Consider the following 19,516-nt stretch of genomic DNA (forward strand, 5'->3'; position numbering starts at 1 on the left):
ATTGATTGGTTAATCATTCGAGATTGAGTGGGCGTTAGGCGGCATGGTGCCGCCTTTGTCCTTTTGACATTGCTGGTTTGCTTCGGCATTGTCTGTGTTGAATAAATTAAGGGAGTCATCATGAAATTGCAGGGAAAACATGCCATTCTTACAGGCGCAGCAGGTGGTATCGGTCTGGCCGTGGCTCAGGCTTACTTACATGAAGGCGCAAAATGCACGATTTTAGACATCAACGAGCAAGCCCCTGATGAATTAAAATCAATCATGGCGCAATACCCCAATCAATTGGTTTATCAGAGAGCTGATGTGACAAAAACCAGTGAGCTACCCCATGTTGTGTCTCGGGCTGAGGGCATATTTGGCCCCGTGCATATTTTATTTAACAACGCTGCCGTATTTGACCTCGCGCCATTACTTGAGTCAACTGAAGCCAGTTATGACAAATTATTCAGTGTGAATGTCAAAGGCATGTTTTTCATGATGCAAGCCGTTCTGGCCAGCATGGTCAAAAATCAAATCAAAGGAGCCGTGATTAATATGTGCTCCCAAGCAGGTCGTCGCGGTGAGGCATTGGTGTCGCACTACTGTGCCACCAAAGCGGCTGTACTGAGTTATACCCAGTCGGCGGCATTGGCGATGGCTGAGCACCATATTCGTGTGAATGGCATTGCACCGGGTGTCATTGATACGCCAATGTGGGTGCATGTGGATGCCATGTTTGCCAAATACGAAAACTTAGCCATAGGTGAGAAGAAAAAACAAGTTGGTCTTGCTGTGCCGTTGGGGTACATGGGAACGCCGTCTGATATTGTGGGTGCAGCAGTGTTTCTTGCTTCAGATGACTCCTCGTATATTACTGCGCAAACACTGAATGTGGATGGTGGAAGTGTGATGAGCTGATGGTGGAGACGCTGTATTTAGCTTGATGAAAAAAGACGCGATGTTTCGCGTCTTTTTTGTTTGGGAACCAACCCCACGCAACAGCTGCATGGCGTAGCGACATTTGATTTCAGGTGTCTGACGGTAATGCCGTTTGGTTTTACTTTTGCCTCCAGGGTAGTTTGGCCACTTGCCAACCATTGATGTTGCCCCGATGAGCATTGTCATCCAATTCCCCTTCAAATCCACCGATAATGTTGTAGGCTGTGTATCCCAGCACTGTCGCCCGCCGTGCTGCTGCGATGGCTCGCACACCGCCACGGCAGAAAAAAATCAGTGTTGTTGATTTTGGTGTGCTTTTTAGCAGCTCGTCCTCAAATTTAGGGTTGATAGCCATGTCTGGCCATTCTTGCCATGCAATAAATGGTGCATCAGGAATGAAGCCAACCCATTCGCGCTCCGCTTGTGTCCTGACATCAATTAATTGTGCACTGCCTTGTGTCCACCATTGATAGGCAGTTCTTGGGCTGATGTCGCCTGCGTAGCCTTCTGGAGCATTAACTATTTGTGAGCCGCCTGCGTCATGTCGAATACCCAAGTGTAAATTAGCAGGGACGGCTTCATTAATTAATCTTGGCTTGGGTAGATTTAAGTCGTCCATGATGGTAATAAATTCAGCCGCTGTTTTGCCAGCAAGGCGAGGGTTGTGCGCTTTTTCTTGTCCGATACTTGAGTGTGTTGCGCCTTTATAGTCGTGTCCAGGATAGACCACCGTGTCATCTGGCAGCGTAAATAATTTTTCGGTGATGCTCCGATATAAATCTATGGCACTGCCTGATTGAAAATCCGTTCGGCCACAACCATTGATGAGCAAAGTATCGCCTGTGAATGCACAGTTGCGCCAAACAAAACTCATGCTGCCTGCTGTATGTCCGGGGGTGTGAAGTGCTGTGAGTTTTTCTTGACCAAATGACAAGGTGTCTTTATCTGATAATTGTACGGTTGCTGAGCGGATGTGGCAGTGCTCGGGAGCGGCTGTTTTTGCACCCGTGTGCTCTGCTAAGCGCCATGCACTGGTGACATGGTCTGCATGGGCGTGTGTTTCGATGATCCAAATTAACTTAAGCTGGTGCTCTTTCAAAACATTTAAGTCCCGCTCTAATTGGTCATCGACAGGGTCGATGATGGCAGCCTCTCGATTTATTTCATCAAACAAAATGTAGGTATAAGTGCTTGATTGTGGATCAAATAACTGGATGGGATTCATGTTGCGCTCCATAGTAGGTTGTGGTGTATGAGAAAAGGGTGCTGTGAGCAACCTCAGGCGAACTTGGCCAACATGGCAGCTACTTTTTCAGCGGGCATATTTTCTTGCTCAATCATGCAGCCGACCATTGTGAAAAATGATTTGTCTAAAGCCTTGCGTGCAGCAGCCAGTTGTTGGGCGATTTTCTCGCAATCAGCTTCATCATCCAGCAGACGTTGTATGCCTCTTAGTTGTCCTTCAACACGTGCCAAGCGCACAATTAATGTTTTTTTCTTTTCTGGTTGAGTGAGTTTAGACATGTTGTCTTTCGGAAAAATAGTTGGTTGTGGGTTGTTTTTATATACTCTATGGGGTATCCTAACACTGTTTAATTTTTGTGTCAAAATGATTTGGAGGTTTTTATGTGGGTGACGAACGCTTGGTTGGGCGGTCTGTTGATTGGTTTAGCGAGTACACTGCTGTTGTTGGCATTGGGGCGCATTGCTGGCATCAGCGGTATCGTCAGTGGCATTTTAGTTCCAGCTAAGGATCGCATTTGGCGTGTCGGTTTTGTGCTGGGCTTGGTGTTGGGCGGGGCTGCTGCGATGTTGTTTTTTGGGGTTGCTCCTGTTTCATCTTCACCTTTGTATCTTTTTGCCTTGGCTGGCTTGTTGGTGGGGTTTGGTACTGTGATGGGAACGGGATGCACCAGCGGCCATGGTGTTTGTGGTTTAGCGCGCCGCTCTAAACGTTCTGCGGTGTCTGTGGCAATCTTTATGGCTGTTGGTATGATGACTGTGACACTCTTCACTTGGTTCAGAGGAGGTGTATCATGAGCTTGAGTATTTTGAGGTTTTTGGCCGCATTGGCGGCGGGAACCATCTTTGCATTTGGTTTGGTGCTCTCAGGCATGACAAATCCTGTTAAAGTAAAAGGTTTTTTGAATGCCGCTGGTTTGATTGACGAGGCGTATTTTGGTTCGTGGAATCCCAGCTTGATATTTGTCATGTGTGGCGCCTTGCTTGTGACATTGCCTGCTTTTTTACTGCTACCTCGAATGAAAAAGCCATGGTTGGACTCCGTGTTTAATCTGCCCACGCGGACAGATATTGATAAAAATTTAATCATTGGTGCTGTCTTATTTGGCTTGGGTTGGGGGTTGGCTGGGTATTGTCCTGGGCCAGCCTTGGCGGCTCTTTTGCTTGGTGGTCAAGGTGTTTTGTGTTTTGTGGTCATGATGCTTCTTGGTATGTGGTCTGCAAAGAAATTTTTAAGGTGATGATATGGACAAACAAGAAACTCAGAATTGGCTGACAACTGTCATGCAACAACCCCATGGCAACATCACCGTTGTTCAGACACTGCGCAATGCTATTATGTCTGCCAGTGTCTTGGCCTCGGCTGCTTTGGTCGCTTTGATGGGCGTTTTGGCGACATCGGCTTCGTACAATTTTTGGTCGGTGACGGTGGCTGTTATCTGCTTGCTAACTAGTGGTTTTTTTTCGATGAATGCTATTTGGAGACTCAGTGCTTTGAGTTTTAGAATTCAGCAAAAAGATGGTTCAATCGGCAACAGTGCTCAGAATGTGGTTTCTGCTTTGCATGCTTTGAGGGCGGCTGCTGTTTTTCTATTTTTGTCTTTGTGTGCTGCTGCTGTCGGTGTTCTACTGCGTTGATGAATCTACTGATTTTCAGAAGATGAGCCTTGATAAACTTAATAAGCCATCTTTCCACAATGCATCATGAAGTTTGGCTCGTTCAATAGCATAAACAAAACCGTAATATTATTGTGTAACGCTTTGCTATGTTGACCCCGAGCAGTTAAACACACAGGTCTTGAAAGAAAACCATGAAAAATCACAACGACATTGCCAATGAATTGCTTGGTGCTTCTTATGATAGTATGGATGAGCGCACACAAAATGTGGCACGTCATGTGACAAAACGTCAGCATATTACAAAAAACCTCAGTCAAGAGCTGGATGGGCAAGCGTCATTTGGTCAGAGAGCCGCTGACGCAGTTGCCAGCTGGATGTTCATCTGCATGTTTGTATCTGTAATGGTCGCTTGGGTGATTCTCAACTCGGTGGTTCTGAGTCAGCGCAATGCGGCATTTGACCCTTATATACTGCTTAATTTGTTTTTGTCCATTTAGAAGTACTTTCAGGACAAAGTCAGAAAAATAATTAAAGGCCTCACGCGTTTGTAAGGCCTTTGCTTGGTGAACGTTTCTACTACACAAAAATGATGGCATTTCAGACTACTTAACTGTCTAACGTATGAATCACTGGAGCTCGTCGAGCATTCGGTTTGGCCAATAACAGTTGTGAGCAACCGATGGTTCGCTCTAAAAAACCACCTTCACAGTAGCAAAAGTAAAATTCCCACTGATGATAAAAATAATCGTCATAGCCTTTTTGAGCCAATTCATGACGAGCAGATTTGAAATTTTGGTGCCACAGATGGAGTGTTTGGGCGTAGTGCGCCCCAAAATCTTCTTGGTGAATCAGATTCATATCGGTTTTATCTGATATGATATTTAGGATTTTTTGCAATGAAGGTAGTGCGCCGCCAGGGAAAATATAACGCTGAATAAAATCAACACTGTTTCGAGCAGCTTCATAGCGTTGGTCGCGGATGGTGATGGCTTGCAGCAACATCAAACCATCGTCCTTGAGTAAATGGGCGCATTTTTTAAAGTAAGTTTCGAGATAGGCGTGGCCAACGGCTTCAATCATTTCAATGGACACCAGTTTGTCATAACACCCCTCTAAATCACGGTAGTCTTGCATGAGCAAAGTAATTTTGTCGCTTAAGCCAAGTGATTCAACACGAGCTTTGGTGTGGTTGTATTGTTCCTGAGATAGCGTGGTGGTGGTGACGCGGCAGCCATAATGCTGTGCGGCATAAATCGCCATACTGCCCCAGCCAGTGCCGATTTCGAGCAGATGGTCGCTGGGCTTGAGGTCGAGTTTTTGGCAGATGCGTTTCAGTTTGTTGTATTGGGCTTGTTCGAGCGTGTCGTTGCTCTTTAAGAATTGAGCACTCGAGTACATCATGCTCGGATCTAAAAACTTTTCAAACAGTGTGTTGCCCAAATCATAGTGGGCGGCAATATTGCTGCGCGAGCCCTTGCGTGTGTTGCGATTGAATGCATGAACGAGCTTTAATAGACCTTGCCCCAAACTTGCCCAGCGATTGTCCAACTGGTCAAGTAAATCAATATTGCGCGCCAAAATGCGCACCACGCTGGTCAAGTGTTCGCTGTGCCAATAACCGAGCGCGTAGGCTTGCCCAGCGCCAATTGAGCCTTGCAAGGCCAGTAGTGGCCAAGCGCGTGCATCGGTGACGACGAGTTCGGCGTGGAGTAAATCATTGAGTTGCCCGAACTGATGATGCTCACCATCACAGACGACTGTGAGGCTGCCATGCGTGAGTGACTTGAGTTGTTTGAGCACCGCTGCTCGATACCAGCGGTGTGTGGTGCTTGATTTTTGTTGGCTTAAGGGTTGACTTGAGCTCATTGATGCTCCTTATTGGTGTTTTGTGCGATTTTACTGCTGCCATCTGCGGGTAGGTGGGGGTGATAACGTAGACCTTTGAGAACGAGGCGTAAGGCTTGCCAATAAATGCCGACTAGCGTTTTGGCGCTCATCCATGGGAATTGAAACACGTAATTTTTAACGCTTTGGTGATTAAGTTCGATTTTAAATAAACTCAAACCCGCGTCGAATACTTTTTGGGTTTGTTGAAAGTCCGACATATACACGGTCAAGCGATGACCATCTTGATAAAAACGCATGCGGTGTTCAATGTCACGTGGTAAAAAGGGGGATACATGAAATGATTTCGCGACACTGAATTGATTCGTTTCGGTTTGTTCTGTGCGTAATAAATAATGATAACGCTCACGCCAAGGTGTGTTCCGGACCTCACACAGAATTGCACGCAGCTGATGTTCGCCATCATAGCAATAAAAAAAACTTACAGGATTAAATGACAAGCCCCAGCTGCGTGGCTGCGTCAATAAACAAATGCGACTGATATTTAACTCACCCAGTTCTTGAGTCGATATGCAAACCGCATCAAACAAAGACATGCCCGAGCGCGTTAAATGTGGCAAATAATCGGTTTCTCTGAATGAGAATGGTGCAAAGCGGTTTTTACCTGCGAGTCGAGACAGTGAAAACAGCGCTTCTTGCTCACTCAAATCCAACCATAACAAACCGATGCTGTAGCGAAACGCATGTTGCTTCGGATGCAAGCGGCGGTGCTGGATGTGTCCGTGATAAAGCGCACTGTTCATGACCGTACTTTCAGTTGCTCAACCACGCGCAACGCACTGACCACGCCATCCTCGTGAAAACCGTTGGCCCAATAAGCACCACAAAAATAAGTATGGTTCACACCGCTGATTTCAGCCCAGCGTGCTTGTGCGGCGACGCCAGTGAGGCTAAATTGCGGGTGGGCGTAGTCAAAAGTCGCCAGTATTTTGTCTGCGGAGATGTGTTCGGTTTGGTTCAAACTGACACAAAAAGTGGTGTCGCTCTTTATACCTTGCAAAATATTCATGTTGTAGGTCAGGCTTGCGCCTTGCTGGGCGTCATGAATGTTGTAATTCCAGCTTGCCCAAGCGATGCGCCGATTGGGCAGTAGGTTTGTATCCGTGTGCAGCACCACTTCATTGTTGGCGTAAGGCAACGCCGATAAAACGTCTTGTTCTGTCATACTTGGTTGAGCGAGGAGCTGTAAAGCTGTGTCACTGTGACAGGCCATCACCACCGTATCAAAAGCTTCGCTACCACGTGGGCTGATGATGGTCACGCCCCGAGCGTTGCGCTCAATGCGACTCACGGGTGCATTGAGATAAATACGTTCTTTAAACCCAGCAGTCAGTGGCCCGATATAGCTGCGGGAGCCACCTTTGATGACATGCCATTGTGGGCGGTTATTGATCGACAACAAACCGTGGTTTTTAAAAAAACGCACAAAAAACAAAAGCGGAAAATCCAGCATTTGCGCAGTGGGCATTGACCAAATCGCTGCCCCCATCGGCACAATATAACGCTCGACAAATAGCTGACTGTAGCAGCGCTCTTTCAAATACTGCCCCAAACTGATGTCGGCATCAATGTGCTGTGCTTCTAAATCAGTCAAAGCGTCTCTATTGAATCGCATAATGTCGCGCAACATACGCCAAAATGATGGTGAGTATAGGTGGCGGCGGGTTGCAAATAAACCCTTGAGGTGGCTGCCGCTGTACTCAAAATCAGCCGACTTGTCGCATACCGAGAAACTCATTTCTGTCGGTTGTGTTGCGACGTTTAATTCACGCAGTAGTTTCTGAAAATTTGGGTAAGTCCAATCATTCAAGACAATAAAGCCTGTATCTATGGCATGCTGCTCCCCCTTAACCGTCACATTAACGGTGTGGGTGTGACCACCGATGTAATCGTTGGCTTCAAAAATGTGTACTTCGTGGTTTGCTTGATGCAAATAATAGGCACTGGTTAACCCAGCAATGCCGCTGCCGATGATGGCGATTTTCATACAATGCCTTATTTTTTGAGTTGTTTGGTGAGTGCGAATTGCCAACTTTTTGGTAATCTGGCGCAGGTTTTTAGAAACCAGATAAATGCGCGAGGAAAGTTGATTTCAAAAGGACGTTTGACCAATTTATCGGCAATGTAGCTGGCCGCTTTTGTGCTGCCCCAGCGCATCGGCATCGAGAAGTCATTCTTTTGTGTCAGCGGCGTATCGACAAAACCTGGGTGAATCAATGTGACTGCGATGTTTTCGTGTGCCAGATCAATGCGCAATGAGTTAAAGAGGTAAGTCATGGCTGCCTTAGATGCCCCATAAGCTCCTGCGCGAGGCAAGGGCAGAAAGACCACCGAGCTTGATGTACCGACCAGATGTGGCGAAACACCTTGGCGCAAAAGAGGTAATGCAGCCTCAATGCACTGTGCAGTGGCGATTAGGTTGGTGTTTATCACGCGCTGGATCATGGCGGCTTCAAAGTTCGCTACATCAATGTATTCGCATGTGCCTGCATTCAGAATCACTGTGTCCAGTGTACCCCAATGCGTTTGAATCGACTGAGCCACTTGTGCGACCTGAGTTGCATCCGTTAAATCAGCAGGCAAGACCAAAACTTGCTGAGGATGGGCATCAGCGATGCTTTGTAAAAGTACTTGGTTTCGGGCGGTTAGCGCCAGTTGGTGTCCTTGTTTTAACAGCGCGTGTGCCAATGCCGCACCAATCCCGCTGCTCGCGCCAGTGAGCCAAATGCGTCGTGGTGTGTTCATGCCAATCTCCTTTTGAGCCAAGCAATCACGCGCCCCATGATGGGCAGCTGTTCATACAGCATAGCACCTGCATCAAAATAATCGCGGTGGTAATACACTTTGTTGTCGACCCAGCGAATGTGTGAGCAACCCTCCACTTCGATGATGCGACCGCTATTTAAACGTGGGTGTGAAAACCGCATGCGCCAGCGCAAATAGCCCTCTGAGTCGTTCGCCTCATCATGCGAATGCATCATGAATGTAATCGTATCAATGTTTTCGTACATTTGCTCAAAGTAGCCAGTTAATGTTTCTAAGCCATTGATTTGATGCAAAGGGTCAATAAACACAACGTCGGTTGTGTAAAGAGACTTCAACGCGTGAAGCGTGTCTTTATTGATTTGTGTAAAGCTTTTAGAAAATTGCTCAAGAAATGTGCTCATGATTCACCTATGTAATGTGTCGCAAGGGTACATGAATTCAAACAATCGTGCACAAGGTGACTCAAAAAGCCAAGCTTCATCAGCTTGGCTTTTTTCTTTAGTTAATGGGTTATTTGAAAACAAATCCGTTATTCACATAATCGACCATAACCACAGATTTTGGTAAGTATTGTCCCGCCAAAATAGCACGCGCCAAAGGGTTTTCGATGTGCTGGCTAATAGCTCTTTTGAGTGGGCGTGCGCCATAAGCTGCATCAAAGCCTGCTTGCGCGATGGCGGTGACGGCAGCTTCGGTAATGTTTAGCTCTAACTCTTGTTCAGACAGTCGTTTGGCCAGACGTTGCAATTGAATTTTTGCGATGCCTTGGATGTTTGCAGGTGTGAGGTTATGGAACACGACAATCTCATCAATGCGATTAATGAATTCAGGGCGGAAGTGGTGTTTGACATCATTCATCACCGCTGTTTGAATCACATCATCAGGTGAGCCTGCGAGGCGCGCGATTTCGTGAGAACCCAAGTTCGACGTCATGACCAGCACAGTGTTTTTAAAGTCCACCGTGCGACCTTGACCATCGGTCATACGACCATCGTCAAGGGCCTGCAACAAAACGTTAAACACATCAGGATGCGCTTTTTCAACTTCATCGAGCAAAATGACGCTGTATGGTTTGCGACGCACGGCTTCAGTCAAATAACCACCTGCTTCATAACCGACGTAACCTGGCGGCGCACCAATCAGGCGAGCGACAGAGTGTTTCTCCATGTACTCGGACATATCGATGCGAATCAAATGGTCTTCGGAATCAAACAAAAACGCGGCGAGGGCTTTGCACAGCTCGGTCTTACCCACACCGGTTGCGCCAAGGAATAAGAATGAGCCGTAAGGTTTATTCGGATCAGATAGCCCCGCGCGTGAGCGCGTAATGACGTCAGCGACTTTGTTCACGGCTTCGTCCTGACCGACGACGCGCTGAGCGAGGTGGTTGGCCATCGCGAGGAGTTTTTCGCGTTCGCCTTGCAGCATTTTTGACACAGGAATGCCTGTCGAGCGGCTGACGACTTCGGCGATTTCATCCACACCGACTTGGGTGCGCAGTAGACGTGGTTTGGTTGGTGCAGCAGACTCGGAAGCCTCGGTTTCTTTGAGTTGGCGTTCTAATTCTGGTAGTTGGCCGTATTGAATTTCAGCGACTTTATCAAGTTTGCCTGCGCGCTGGTACTCGACCATTTCTGAGCGCAAGGCATCAATTTTTTCTTTGATTTGGGCAGAGCCCTGAGCTTGGGCTTTCTCACGACGCCATTCTTCGTCGAGGTCAGCGAGTTCTTTCTCGAGTGCGCTCACTTCTTGCTCAAGCAAATTGAGTCGCTCGATAGAGGCGTCATCGGTTTCACGTTTGAGGGCTTCGCGTTCGATTTTTAGCTGAATTAAACGACGCTCCAATTTATCCAGTGACTCAGGTTTTGAGTCGATTTCGATTTTGATGCGTGCAGCGGCTTCATCGATGAGGTCAATGGCTTTGTCGGGCAAAAAACGATCCGTAATGTAACGATGTGAGAGTGTCGCGGCAGCAACAATCGCAGGGTCGGTGATTTCCACGCCGTGGTGGACTTCGTATTTCTCTTGCAGTCCACGCAGAATCGCGATGGTGGATTCGACGGAGGGCTCCTCAACCAATACTTTTTGAAAGCGGCGTTCAAGTGCCGCGTCTTTTTCGAGTGATTCGCGGTATTCATTTAAAGTCGTTGCACCAATGCAGTGCAAGTCACCACGAGCAAGCGCAGGTTTGAGCATATTGCCAGCGTCAATTGCGCCTTCGGCTTTGCCTGCGCCGACCATGGTGTGAATCTCGTCAATGAACATGATGGTTTGACCCGCATCTTGTTCGACTTCGTTGAGGACGGCTTTGAGTCGTTCCTCAAAATCACCACGATACTTCGCACCTGCGAGCAGGGCGGCCATGTCAAGCACGAGGATGCGTTTGCCTTTTAGGCTGTCAGGAACCTCTTCGTTGACAATGCGTTGTGCTAAGCCTTCAACAATCGCAGTCTTGCCAACGCCCGGTTCGCCGATCAGCACAGGATTGTTTTTTGAACGGCGTTGCAAAATCTGGATGGTGCGACGAATTTCATCATCTCGGCCAATGACGGGGTCAAGCTTGCCTTCGCGCGCGCGAGCGGTTAAATCGAGCGTGTATTTCTTGAGTGCTTCGCGCGATGTTTCAGCGTTTGGGTTGTCCACGTTTTTTCCTTTTCGTAGGCTCTCAATCGCAGCCAATACGGTTTTATCATTCAGCCCCATGGCATTGAGGGATTTTTTCAGTGGGTGGCGGCTGTCTTTGTCTAACACGGCAAGCAACAACATTTCTGAAGCGACGTAGCTATCGCCGTACGTTTGCGACAGTTTTTCGGCTCGCTGTAATGTTTGGACAAAGTCATTGGATAGCATCGGTGCACTGCTACTCTCAACCGTTGGCAATGCATCCAAAGCTTGTTTCACCGCGGTTCGCACGGCAGCCATATCGACGCTGGCGTAGCGGAGTAAGGCGGTGATGCTGCCGTCTAAATCGCTGAGCATGACGTGTAGCGCATGTGCAGCGTCAATATTATTGTGTCGACGTGACTGGGCTTCGGATTGAGCTGCTTGCAGTGCGGTTTGAAACGCACTGGTGTATTTGTCAAAGTTCATTTTTCCTCCAGAAACAATTTGTTACCACTAACTTTGGGGTAAATACATTGGTTTCAAGTGTGGGTAGCACAAACTCTAAAAAAGAAGGGCGCATTATGCGCCCTTGGGATGTGGTTTTTTAGCGGGGTAAATTCCGTTGGTTTTGATTGCAGTTTAACCCTGCTGAGTTGATGTGCTAAGCCAAATGAGCTGATGGCTTGCTTTTATCTCGGGTGAGCCAATACACGACAAATAGTAAAGAGTAGAGGGTGACAAAACTGTCGTGGAAAAAAATCATTTTCCAGCCCCAAAACCACTCCTGTTTGTCGATCCAAATGTGTGTGATGAAAAAGTAAACAAAACATGCTTTTTCGAACCCACTGAATGCCATTGCCATTAATCGCAGCTCTTTATATTTGATGGATAGCAACAATTGGAGCCCAACACCAGCCACCATAATGCCCCAATGTTGGTAAATCACCTGCCAATATTCAAAGCCTTGCAACATATTGTCGGTGTAGCCATATTGACCTGTCAGGGTTTGCTTGGGCCAAAAGGCAACCGTCAGCACGGTAAAGGTTAAAAAACCAGTGATGATTAAATACCATTTAATGGTTTTTGAGAAAAATGTTTCTAGCATATCGACCTCTGACAATCTTATGGTTGAACACGGCTGGTTTGAGTCCAAACGGCCTTTTGCTGCTGCTCAAAATCTGTGGCAACCGAAGGAGGCGCCATATTACGATACGAGCCGTTGTCGTTTTCGATTACGTCTAAAAACACTTCATAGGTTGTTTCTGGGTCAAACTGCATACCTATAGGCAGAACCTCTGCTTGATTGTTGGGTAGCTGAGACAAAGGGAAGTCTTCTGGTTTAGTGAAGTTTTTAGATGGGTCATACCATTGACGCCATGTCTGAAGCATTCGATCATTAAAACCAGTGAGAATCATTGCTGGATTGATGGTTGCTACGGATACATTATAGGGCGCTACCTCTATGCGCAATCCTCCTGCGATGGCCTCAAGCGCATGCTTTGATGCACAGTAAGGTGCCCCAAAAGGCATGGCGACTAATCCAGCGATTGAGGATACAAATATAACCCGCCCATTTTTTCTCTCAACCATCTGCGGCAAAAAGCCTTGAGTAATCGCCAGTGTCCCAAAAATATTGACCTCAAATACACGGCGGACAATATCAACTGGAACTTCACCAATAGGGCCTGTTTCACCGATGCCCGCATTGTTTACTAATATGTCAATTTCATGTTTGAATATGTGTGTGCGATCAATTGTGTCTGTGATGTCGAGTTTTTCGACGGTCAGTGTCACACCTCGTTTTTGTGCCTCTAATAATAAGTCGGTCATTTGCGCATGAATTTGGACACCTGCGATGACATGATGCCCCTTCTTTGCCAAGCGAAGGGCAACTTCGCGACCAAAGCCTGAACCAGCTCCAGTGATTAAAATACGTGATGGCATGATGTTCCTTATTTTAAGAGATGAATGAAAAAAATCTTGTTTTTTAGGGACTACGGAAAGCAAGTGTTTTCGGTGAAATAAAATCTTGAGACATTGTAACAAACTCAAAAAGGTAAGAGAAGTGACATTCCCGACACTTCCTTAAGGGGTTTATAATGAGGTTGTGCTGATAGCAAACCGCTGTGTCGCAAAAGCGCCTCTACTGACGGTTCTCTCCCCATAAATGCTTTAAATGATTCCATTGCTGGGCGTGAGCCACCAACCGCAAGGATATTCTGCCAATATTTTTGGCCAAGTTCAATGCTTAGAAGCGGTGCGTTGTTTGCTTGAGCTGATTCAAATGCCGAAAAAACATCGGCAGACAAAACTTCAGCCCACTTGTAGCTGTAGTAGCCCGCTGAGTAGCCACCAGAGAAAATATGACCGAAACTGTGCTGAAAGCGGTTGTAGCTGGGTGTCGGCATCACTGAAACACGTGAGCGCACATCGGCCAAAATGCTGTAAATAGCATCTGGTGTTTCGGCGCGGTACTGCTCGTGTAGTAAAATGTCATATAGCGAGAACTCTACTTGGCGCAGCATTTGCAGGCCTGATTGGAAGTTTTTGGCTGCGAGCATTTTATTAAATAAGCTGCGTGGCAAAGACTCGCCAGTTTCAACATGAGCACTCATACGCGTGAGAATGTCGTAATCCCAGCAGAAGTTTTCCATGAATTGACTGGGCAACTCGACAGCATCCCATTCAACGCCACGAATACCCGCAACCGCGATGTCACTCACCTGCGTGAGCACGTGATGCAAGGCATGACCAGATTCGTGGAATAACGTGATGAGATCATCATGGGTTAAAGTGGACTCGCTGCCATCAAGCGGTGGGCTAAAGTTACACACCATCAGTGCGACGGGTGTTTGGATACCGCCATCGGTTTTGAGGCTGCGTGAACGCACTTCGTCCATCCATGCACCTTGGTTTTTGCCTGTGCGTGCGAAAGGGTCAAGGTAGATGCCGCCAATGACGGTATTTGCTTTTTTTAATTGGAAAAACTGCACATCGGGATGCCACACTTGAGCTTCTGTCCGAACCAACTCGACACCAAACAAGCTCTTAATGACGTGAAACAAACCATCTAAGGCTTTGGACAAGGGGAAGTGGTCTTTGACCTCCTGCTCAGAGAAAGCATAACGCGCTTGGCGTAATTTTTCGCTGACGTAGGTGGTGTCCCACGCTTGTAAGTCTTCAATACCCACGGTCTCTTTGGCAAATTGTTTTAATTCCTCAAAATCAATCAAGGCCGATGGTCGTGCTTGCGCGGCCAAGTGGTTGAGAAAGTCGCTCACCTGTGTGACCGAGTCGGCCATTTTGGTTGCAAGAGAAACATCTGCGTGGTGTGCAAAGCCGAGTAATCTGGCCATTCTTTGGCGAATGGCGAGGATTTTTTGCATGTTTTGCGTGTTGTCGAACTCTGGTTGTGTCGTATTGGCATCCGAGGCGCGCGTTACATAAGCCTGATAAACCAACTCTCGCAAAGCACGATTGTCCGCATACTGCATGATAGGAAAATACGATGGGAACTGTAAGGTGATTTTATAGCCGTCGTGATTGTCGGCTTGTGCGGCTGCCTGCATGGCGTCGATGGCTTCTGCGGGAAGGCCGCTTAATTCATCCAGAGTGACGTAGTGCGCAAACGCATTGGTCGCATCCAGTAGATTTTCAGAAAACTTCGCTTGCAGGCTGGATAGCTGTGTGGATAGCTCAAGAAACTCCGCTTTTTCTGCGTCATTGAGCAATGCACCTGAGAGTTTGAAGTCACGTAGAGCGGATGTGATGATTTGTTGTCGCGCGGGCGATAGTGCTGAAAAATGGGGCTCATCAGCCAACGTCTTGTAATGATTGAGTAACGCTTCACTTTGGCCAAGCGTTGTCCAAAAAGCCGTGATGTCTTCGAGGTGAGCGTTGTAGGCTTCGCGCCATTCTGGGGTGTCGATGACGTGGTGGCAATGCGAGACAACACTCCAAACACGGGATAATTGCTCTGTAGCGGCTTCTAACGGCTCAATGAGCGTTGACCATGACACGGCGTCTTTCGACATCGACTCAGCAGCCTTAAGGGCCTCGCGCGCTTGGGCAATCGACTGGCTAATGGCTTCATCGACGTGTACGGGATTAATGTCGGCGTAGCGTGGTAAATCGGAGAGGTCAAGAAGCGGGTTGTATGTGGTCATGGCTTTTTTGGCTTGTAGGCGCTGTTATTTTAAAACAGGGCTGGATTAATCTTCGTCATCAAACTCACCGTCATGCTGGTCGTCGCTGACGATTTGGTTTTCTAAAACCAGTTTAATGGCTTGAAACAATTCACGAAATGATTTCGGTGGTTTTTTTAACTCGAATTCCTTGCGTGTGTTGCGAACCAATGTGCGAATCTGCTGCACGTCAGCATGCGGATACTTCTCTAAGAACATGGTGATGGCGTCGTCTTTTTCAATCAGTTGATTGCGTAGACGCTCAATTAAATGCAGTTTTGCAGTTTCTGCAGCGGACGAGCCTTGGAACTGGTCTATTTTTTCTTGAATTGGGCCAATCTCTTCATTGCGCATGATTTTGCCAATGTATTGCATTTGTCGACGGCGTGCTTCGTTGGCCGAGAGTCGCTTGTATTCTTTGATGGCATCTCGCAAGTCTTCCGACATGGGAATTTGAGCGAGTCGCTCTTTCGATAAATCAACGAGAATCCCACCTAAATCCTGTAGCTCATTCATTTGGCGTTTGCGGGCTGTTTTGCTGATTTGCTCATCGTTTTGGGGCAAACCCTTGCCTTTTTGGTAGTAAATTTCGGTCATATGCTCTTTTGGCTCAAATAGGTAAAACGGGGTATCATAGCGCGTTCGCAAAAATTTGAGAAAGTCACCATGTCCGTACAGTTTGATTATACACGTAAGCAACTCGAAACAATCGCCCAACAAGCCCTTGAGCTATCTAAGAAGGTGGGTGGTAGCGCATCTGCTGTGGAGGTTTCTGAATCAAATGGTCTGTCGGTTGGCACACGCAACGGCGAAGTCGAAACCGTTGAGCACAACCGTGATAAAAATCTATCGGTGACAGTTTATGTCGGTAAGCAGCGCGGCCATGCCAGTACCTCTGATTTCTCTGATGCAGCACTGGCGAGTACGGTACAAGCGGCGTATGACATCGCGAAATTCACTGCGGCCGATGCTTGTGCGGGTTTAACTGAGAAAAAATACTTGGTCGATAAAAAAATCGCCCAACAAGATTTGGATTTATACCACCCATGGGATTTATCAACCGCGGCTGCGATCGAGATTGCCAAAACTGCTGAAGCTGCGTCTTTCAAAGCCAATAAATACATCAAGAACTCCGAAGGCGGTTCTGTCTGCACAAGCCAAGGTCACTTCATCGCTGCCGCGAGCAATGGCTTTATGGGTGGCTTCGCCTATTCGCGCCATCATTTGGGCGCGATGCCGATTGCGCAAAAAGGTCGAGAGATGGAGCGTGATGCCTGGTTTGCGTCGCACCGTGTGCCTGCCAAACTGGCTAGTCCAGAATCTATTGGTGAGTATGCGGCAAACCGCGCGGCTGCTCGGTTGGGCGCACGTAAAATATCCAGCCGCACTTGCCCTGTGCTGTTTGACGCACAGCTTGCTTGTGGCCTTGTGGGGAATTTTACCCAAGCCATTAGCGGTGGTGCGTTGTATCGGAAAACCAGTTTTTTGCTCGATGCTTTAGGAGGCAAAGTTTTCCCAAAACACATCGATATCGTTGATGACCCATTCATTAAGCAGGGCATGGGCAGCGCGTATTTCGATGACGAGGGCGTCGCCACGCAACGCCGCACATTAATTGATCAAGGTGTCTTGCAGGGCTATCTGCTCTCAATGTACACGGCACGAAAATTAAAGATGCAGCCCACAGGAAACGCCAGTGGTTCGCATAACTTGAGTTTGACCAGCCGAAAAACACGAAAAACCGATGATTTGGGTGAAATGCTGCGCAAACTGGGCACGGGGTTGTTTGTGACGGAATTGCTTGGGCAAGGTGTTAATTATGTCACAGGCGACTATTCGCGTGGTGTCGGTGGGTTTTGGGTGGAAAACGGCGTGATTGTTCACCCTGTGTCGGAAGTTACCATCGCTGGTAACCTCAAAGACATGTTTAAAAACATTGTTGCGGTTGGTTCGGATACCTTGGTTCGTGGTACGAAAACCACAGGTTCAATATTGATTGAATCGATGACAGTGGCTGGGTGATGGTTTGTCTGTGTTACGAAAAGCGCGTTGATGACTCAACGCGCTTTTTTATTTTACTTTTTTAAACTGCGTCAAAATCATATAGGCCGTACAACCGAGGACAATGCCCCAAAATGCGCTGCCAATATTGAACAGTTTCACACCTGATACACAGGTCATGAATGTGATGAGCGCAGCTTCGCGTTCGGGTACGCTGTGTTGTGCGCTCATGGCGTTGGTCAAACCATTCATGATGGCGCCAAGTAGTGCCAAACCAGCCAATACGGTAATGAGTTCGGTTGGCAACCCCAAAAAGAACAGCACCAAAACACCTGCGAAACTCCCCAAAATAATGCTGAATACACCGCACCACAGTCCCGAAATATAACGACGGGCGGGGTCGGGGTGCGACTCTTTTTCGGTACAAATCGCGGCAGTGATGGCGGCGAGGTTGATGCCAAAGTTGCCAAAGGGTGCGGTGATGAGGCTGAGAAATGAGGTGAGCGCGACCAGCGGTTTGGCTGGGGTTTGTTCGGCGTTGTAACCTGATGCTCTGAGCACGGCGATGCCTGTCATTTGTTGGCCTGTGAGTGTGACCAATGCGAGTGGTAAGCCGATGTTCAACACCGCTGTCCACGTAAATTCAGGCATGGTGAATACAGGCACAGCCAGATCCAGTGACACACGCGGCACATCCGCCCCCACAACACCAAATACATACACACAGCCAACAATCAAAACGGCAAGTACCGCATAACGTGCAAAAAATCGCTTACCAATCAAATACGTCGCCAGCATCGTCAGCATGAGTGCTGTGTGGCCTGATAATTCTGCAAATGTTTTGATGCCAAAGTTAAATAAAATTCCAGCCAGTAGTGCGGCGGCGATGGTTTTTGGGATTTTGTTCATCACCACATCAAACGCGCCACTGATGGCGATGAGAAATATCACGAGCGACGCAATGACAAAGGCAGCGATGGCCTGCTCATAAGGCACACCTTGTAATGCCGTGATGAGAAATGCAGCACCCGGTGTGCTCCACGCCGTGATGATGGGGGCGCGTGTCCAAAAACTCAAAACAAACCCTGCCAAACCAAACGTCACACACAATGCCCAAAGCATCGAGGTGGTGAGTTCACTGGAGAGTTGTCCTGTTTGAGCAGTTTGAATCACAATGGCCAGTGGGCCGCCGTAGCCAGCGAGAATGGCGATGATGGCGGCAATCAAAGCAGTGGGGGACTGGTCGCGTTTGAGGTCTGACCAAGTGATTCGTGTGGTGGTTGATTGCATAAAAAATAAATGAGTTTATAAGGACGTGGTTTGCGATGAGTGCGTTGTTGGTACGTTAGTGTTGTATTGAATTCATACGTATGATGACGCTGCACATCATCGTACTGATGTCATGAGTTAAAAAACAGTGAGCTGCCCTTTAGAAAATGGCATCACCTGACCACCGACTTGAATACGCCCATCCATGCTTACATTCAAATACAAATGATTCGGACGGTTTATGGACGCCGCTTGCGTGATGTGCCAATTCAATGGTGCGAGATTTTGCGCGTGCGCCCATGCGCCGAGATTCGCGCAGGCCGAACCTGTGCCGGGGTCTTCGATGATGGCGTTGTCGATGTTGAAAAAATAACGCGATTGAATTTGCTCGTCATCTTTGAACCAAACATAAACATTCAGGCGCGCCGCATCGACCGCAGGATCGGCGAGCAAGACAAGGTCAGGCTTGACGCGCAGCAGCGCATCGTGATTCGTCAATGGCGCAATGAGTTGCCACGTGCCTGCATTCATCCAACAGGCATTGGGCGCGACATCATCAGCGGACAATCCGAGTGCTTTTGCCAAATCATGCTGGCTCAAAGAGATTGGGTGCGAGCGATAACCCGATAAGCTCAAACGATACACACCATCATTGTGATCAATCGAAACGGTTTTTGCCTTTGTCGTCAGCGAAAACGAGTCGCTTAACGCATGGTTTTTGTGCAGCCATGCCGCCGCACCAATAGTGGGGTGACCCGCAAAAGGCATTTCGTGGTCAGGCGTGAAAATACGTAAATGCGCTACGTGTTCATCTGATTGACAAATAAACACCGTCTCAGACAAATTGAACTGGCGAGCGATGAGCTGCATCTGCTCGTCACTTAGATCATCAGCATTTGGCACGATGGCTAGTGGATTACCGCCCCATGGGGTTTCGGCGAAAACGTTGTAGATGGCGTAGTTGAGTAATGACATGTTGTTTCCCAATATATTGAATGTCTATT

The 19,516-nt window shown here is 47.8% G+C and carries 20 protein-coding genes; 6 read left to right on the plus strand and 14 right to left on the minus strand.

Going from position 1 to position 19,516, the window contains the following annotated elements; all coding sequences use genetic code 11:
- Window positions 1-120 precede the first annotated feature (120 nt).
- Window positions 121-900 carry an L-iditol 2-dehydrogenase gene (locus tag IE082_RS03605; RefSeq protein ID WP_189491672.1) on the plus strand — a complete coding sequence of 260 codons (780 nt, stop codon included), beginning with the start codon at window positions 121-123 and terminating at the stop codon, window positions 898-900.
- Window positions 901-1,039: 139 nt separating this feature from the next.
- On the opposite strand, the gene IE082_RS03610 is transcribed toward IE082_RS03605, so the two are convergent.
- Together IE082_RS03610 and IE082_RS03615 are read right to left on the minus strand one after the other, a co-directional pair.
- The gene (locus tag IE082_RS03610) at window positions 1,040-2,146 is read right to left on the minus strand and encodes an MBL fold metallo-hydrolase (protein ID WP_189491675.1); all 1,107 of its coding nucleotides are present in this window, start codon (window positions 2,144-2,146) and stop codon (window positions 1,040-1,042) included.
- A gap of 53 nt (window positions 2,147-2,199) precedes the next feature.
- A complete protein-coding gene (locus tag IE082_RS03615) occupies window positions 2,200-2,445 on the minus strand; it encodes a metal-sensitive transcriptional regulator (protein ID WP_189491678.1) in 246 nt (81 codons plus the stop codon).
- 102 nt (window positions 2,446-2,547) lie between these two features.
- On the opposite strand from IE082_RS03615, the gene IE082_RS03620 reads away from it, so the two are divergent.
- The 4 genes from IE082_RS03620 (at window position 2,548) to IE082_RS03635 (ending at window position 4,280) form a co-directional block, all read left to right on the plus strand.
- Window positions 2,548-2,961 carry a YeeE/YedE family protein gene (locus IE082_RS03620; protein ID WP_189491681.1) on the plus strand — a complete coding sequence of 138 codons (414 nt, stop codon included), beginning with the start codon at window positions 2,548-2,550 and terminating at the stop codon, window positions 2,959-2,961.
- Window positions 2,958-3,404, plus strand: coding sequence for a DUF6691 family protein (locus IE082_RS03625; protein WP_229809701.1), 447 nt, complete (start codon window positions 2,958-2,960; stop codon window positions 3,402-3,404). The genes IE082_RS03620 and IE082_RS03625 overlap by 4 nt, the downstream gene beginning before the upstream one ends.
- A gap of 4 nt (window positions 3,405-3,408) precedes the next feature.
- Entirely contained in the window at window positions 3,409-3,801 is a 393-nt protein-coding gene (locus IE082_RS03630) for a DUF599 family protein (protein ID WP_189491684.1), read from the plus strand.
- 173 nt (window positions 3,802-3,974) lie between these two features.
- Window positions 3,975-4,280: a DUF1003 domain-containing protein gene (locus IE082_RS03635; protein ID WP_189491687.1), complete on the plus strand. Its 306-nt coding sequence runs from the start codon at window positions 3,975-3,977 to the stop codon at window positions 4,278-4,280.
- 109 nt (window positions 4,281-4,389) lie between these two features.
- Here the strand turns inward: IE082_RS03635 and IE082_RS03640 are convergent, their stop codons facing one another.
- From IE082_RS03640 to yjgA, 10 genes are all read right to left on the minus strand, one after another.
- Entirely contained in the window at window positions 4,390-5,649 is a 1,260-nt protein-coding gene (locus tag IE082_RS03640) for an SAM-dependent methyltransferase (RefSeq protein WP_189491690.1), read from the minus strand.
- Window positions 5,646-6,431 (minus strand): DUF1365 domain-containing protein, encoded by a 786-nt coding sequence (locus tag IE082_RS03645; RefSeq protein WP_189491693.1) that lies wholly within the window; start codon window positions 6,429-6,431, stop codon window positions 5,646-5,648. Before IE082_RS03645 ends, IE082_RS03640 begins: the two co-directional genes overlap by 4 nt.
- Window positions 6,428-7,675, minus strand: a complete 1,248-nt coding sequence (locus IE082_RS03650; protein WP_189491696.1) for an NAD(P)/FAD-dependent oxidoreductase — start codon at window positions 7,673-7,675, stop codon at window positions 6,428-6,430. The genes IE082_RS03645 and IE082_RS03650 overlap by 4 nt, the downstream gene beginning before the upstream one ends.
- A gap of 8 nt (window positions 7,676-7,683) precedes the next feature.
- The gene (locus IE082_RS03655) at window positions 7,684-8,433 is read right to left on the minus strand and encodes an SDR family NAD(P)-dependent oxidoreductase (RefSeq protein WP_189491699.1); all 750 of its coding nucleotides are present in this window, start codon (window positions 8,431-8,433) and stop codon (window positions 7,684-7,686) included.
- Complete coding sequence (locus IE082_RS03660) at window positions 8,430-8,855, minus strand: nuclear transport factor 2 family protein (RefSeq protein ID WP_189491702.1); 426 nt, start codon at window positions 8,853-8,855, stop codon at window positions 8,430-8,432. The genes IE082_RS03655 and IE082_RS03660 overlap by 4 nt, the downstream gene beginning before the upstream one ends.
- Before the next feature lie 109 nt (window positions 8,856-8,964).
- A complete protein-coding gene (clpB, locus tag IE082_RS03665) occupies window positions 8,965-11,544 on the minus strand; it encodes an ATP-dependent chaperone ClpB (protein ID WP_189491704.1) in 2,580 nt (859 codons plus the stop codon).
- A 175-nt stretch (window positions 11,545-11,719) separates the two neighbouring features.
- Window positions 11,720-12,163, minus strand: a complete 444-nt coding sequence (locus IE082_RS03670) for a hypothetical protein (protein ID WP_189491707.1) — start codon at window positions 12,161-12,163, stop codon at window positions 11,720-11,722.
- 17 nt (window positions 12,164-12,180) lie between these two features.
- Complete coding sequence (locus IE082_RS03675; protein WP_189491949.1) at window positions 12,181-13,005, minus strand: SDR family oxidoreductase; 825 nt, start codon at window positions 13,003-13,005, stop codon at window positions 12,181-12,183.
- Window positions 13,006-13,106: 101 nt separating this feature from the next.
- Window positions 13,107-15,224 (minus strand): M3 family metallopeptidase, encoded by a 2,118-nt coding sequence (locus IE082_RS03680; RefSeq protein ID WP_189491710.1) that lies wholly within the window; start codon window positions 15,222-15,224, stop codon window positions 13,107-13,109.
- 45 nt (window positions 15,225-15,269) lie between these two features.
- A complete protein-coding gene (gene yjgA / locus IE082_RS03685) occupies window positions 15,270-15,839 on the minus strand; it encodes a ribosome biogenesis factor YjgA (protein WP_189491713.1) in 570 nt (189 codons plus the stop codon).
- Between the two features lie 69 nt (window positions 15,840-15,908).
- Here yjgA and pmbA point away from each other — a divergent pair, with 69 nt between their 5' ends.
- Window positions 15,909-17,264, plus strand: a complete 1,356-nt coding sequence (gene pmbA / locus IE082_RS03690) for a metalloprotease PmbA (RefSeq protein ID WP_189491716.1) — start codon at window positions 15,909-15,911, stop codon at window positions 17,262-17,264.
- A gap of 48 nt (window positions 17,265-17,312) precedes the next feature.
- Here the strand turns inward: pmbA and IE082_RS03695 are convergent, their stop codons facing one another.
- Entirely contained in the window at window positions 17,313-18,533 is a 1,221-nt protein-coding gene (locus tag IE082_RS03695) for a benzoate/H(+) symporter BenE family transporter (RefSeq protein WP_189491719.1), read from the minus strand.
- Window positions 18,534-18,650: 117 nt separating this feature from the next.
- A complete protein-coding gene (locus IE082_RS03700; protein ID WP_189491722.1) occupies window positions 18,651-19,487 on the minus strand; it encodes a PhzF family phenazine biosynthesis protein in 837 nt (278 codons plus the stop codon).
- Window positions 19,488-19,516 lie beyond the last annotated feature (29 nt).

Source organism: Formosimonas limnophila (genome assembly GCF_014652675.1).
Classification (GTDB): Bacteria; Pseudomonadota; Gammaproteobacteria; order Burkholderiales; family Burkholderiaceae; genus Hydromonas; species Hydromonas limnophila.

What these genes read in the sequence shown, in the direction of transcription:
- IE082_RS03605 (WP_189491672.1), top strand. Translation starts at nt 121, where the DNA reads ATGAAATTGCAGGGAAAACATGCCATTCTTACAGGCGCAGCAGGTGGT.
- IE082_RS03610 (WP_189491675.1), bottom strand. Translation starts at nt 2,146, where the DNA reads ATGAATCCCATCCAGTTATTTGATCCACAATCAAGCACTTATACCTAC.
- IE082_RS03615 (WP_189491678.1), bottom strand. Translation starts at nt 2,445, where the DNA reads ATGTCTAAACTCACTCAACCAGAAAAGAAAAAAACATTAATTGTGCGC.
- IE082_RS03620 (WP_189491681.1), top strand. Translation starts at nt 2,548, where the DNA reads ATGTGGGTGACGAACGCTTGGTTGGGCGGTCTGTTGATTGGTTTAGCG.
- IE082_RS03625 (WP_229809701.1), top strand. Translation starts at nt 2,958, where the DNA reads ATGAGCTTGAGTATTTTGAGGTTTTTGGCCGCATTGGCGGCGGGAACC.
- IE082_RS03630 (WP_189491684.1), top strand. Translation starts at nt 3,409, where the DNA reads ATGGACAAACAAGAAACTCAGAATTGGCTGACAACTGTCATGCAACAA.
- IE082_RS03635 (WP_189491687.1), top strand. Translation starts at nt 3,975, where the DNA reads ATGAAAAATCACAACGACATTGCCAATGAATTGCTTGGTGCTTCTTAT.
- IE082_RS03640 (WP_189491690.1), bottom strand. Translation starts at nt 5,649, where the DNA reads ATGAGCTCAAGTCAACCCTTAAGCCAACAAAAATCAAGCACCACACAC.
- IE082_RS03645 (WP_189491693.1), bottom strand. Translation starts at nt 6,431, where the DNA reads ATGAACAGTGCGCTTTATCACGGACACATCCAGCACCGCCGCTTGCAT.
- IE082_RS03650 (WP_189491696.1), bottom strand. Translation starts at nt 7,675, where the DNA reads ATGAAAATCGCCATCATCGGCAGCGGCATTGCTGGGTTAACCAGTGCC.
- IE082_RS03655 (WP_189491699.1), bottom strand. Translation starts at nt 8,433, where the DNA reads ATGAACACACCACGACGCATTTGGCTCACTGGCGCGAGCAGCGGGATT.
- IE082_RS03660 (WP_189491702.1), bottom strand. Translation starts at nt 8,855, where the DNA reads ATGAGCACATTTCTTGAGCAATTTTCTAAAAGCTTTACACAAATCAAT.
- clpB (WP_189491704.1), bottom strand. Translation starts at nt 11,544, where the DNA reads ATGAACTTTGACAAATACACCAGTGCGTTTCAAACCGCACTGCAAGCA.
- IE082_RS03670 (WP_189491707.1), bottom strand. Translation starts at nt 12,163, where the DNA reads ATGCTAGAAACATTTTTCTCAAAAACCATTAAATGGTATTTAATCATC.
- IE082_RS03680 (WP_189491710.1), bottom strand. Translation starts at nt 15,224, where the DNA reads ATGACCACATACAACCCGCTTCTTGACCTCTCCGATTTACCACGCTAC.
- yjgA (WP_189491713.1), bottom strand. Translation starts at nt 15,839, where the DNA reads ATGACCGAAATTTACTACCAAAAAGGCAAGGGTTTGCCCCAAAACGAT.
- pmbA (WP_189491716.1), top strand. Translation starts at nt 15,909, where the DNA reads ATGTCCGTACAGTTTGATTATACACGTAAGCAACTCGAAACAATCGCC.
- IE082_RS03695 (WP_189491719.1), bottom strand. Translation starts at nt 18,533, where the DNA reads ATGCAATCAACCACCACACGAATCACTTGGTCAGACCTCAAACGCGAC.
- IE082_RS03700 (WP_189491722.1), bottom strand. Translation starts at nt 19,487, where the DNA reads ATGTCATTACTCAACTACGCCATCTACAACGTTTTCGCCGAAACCCCA.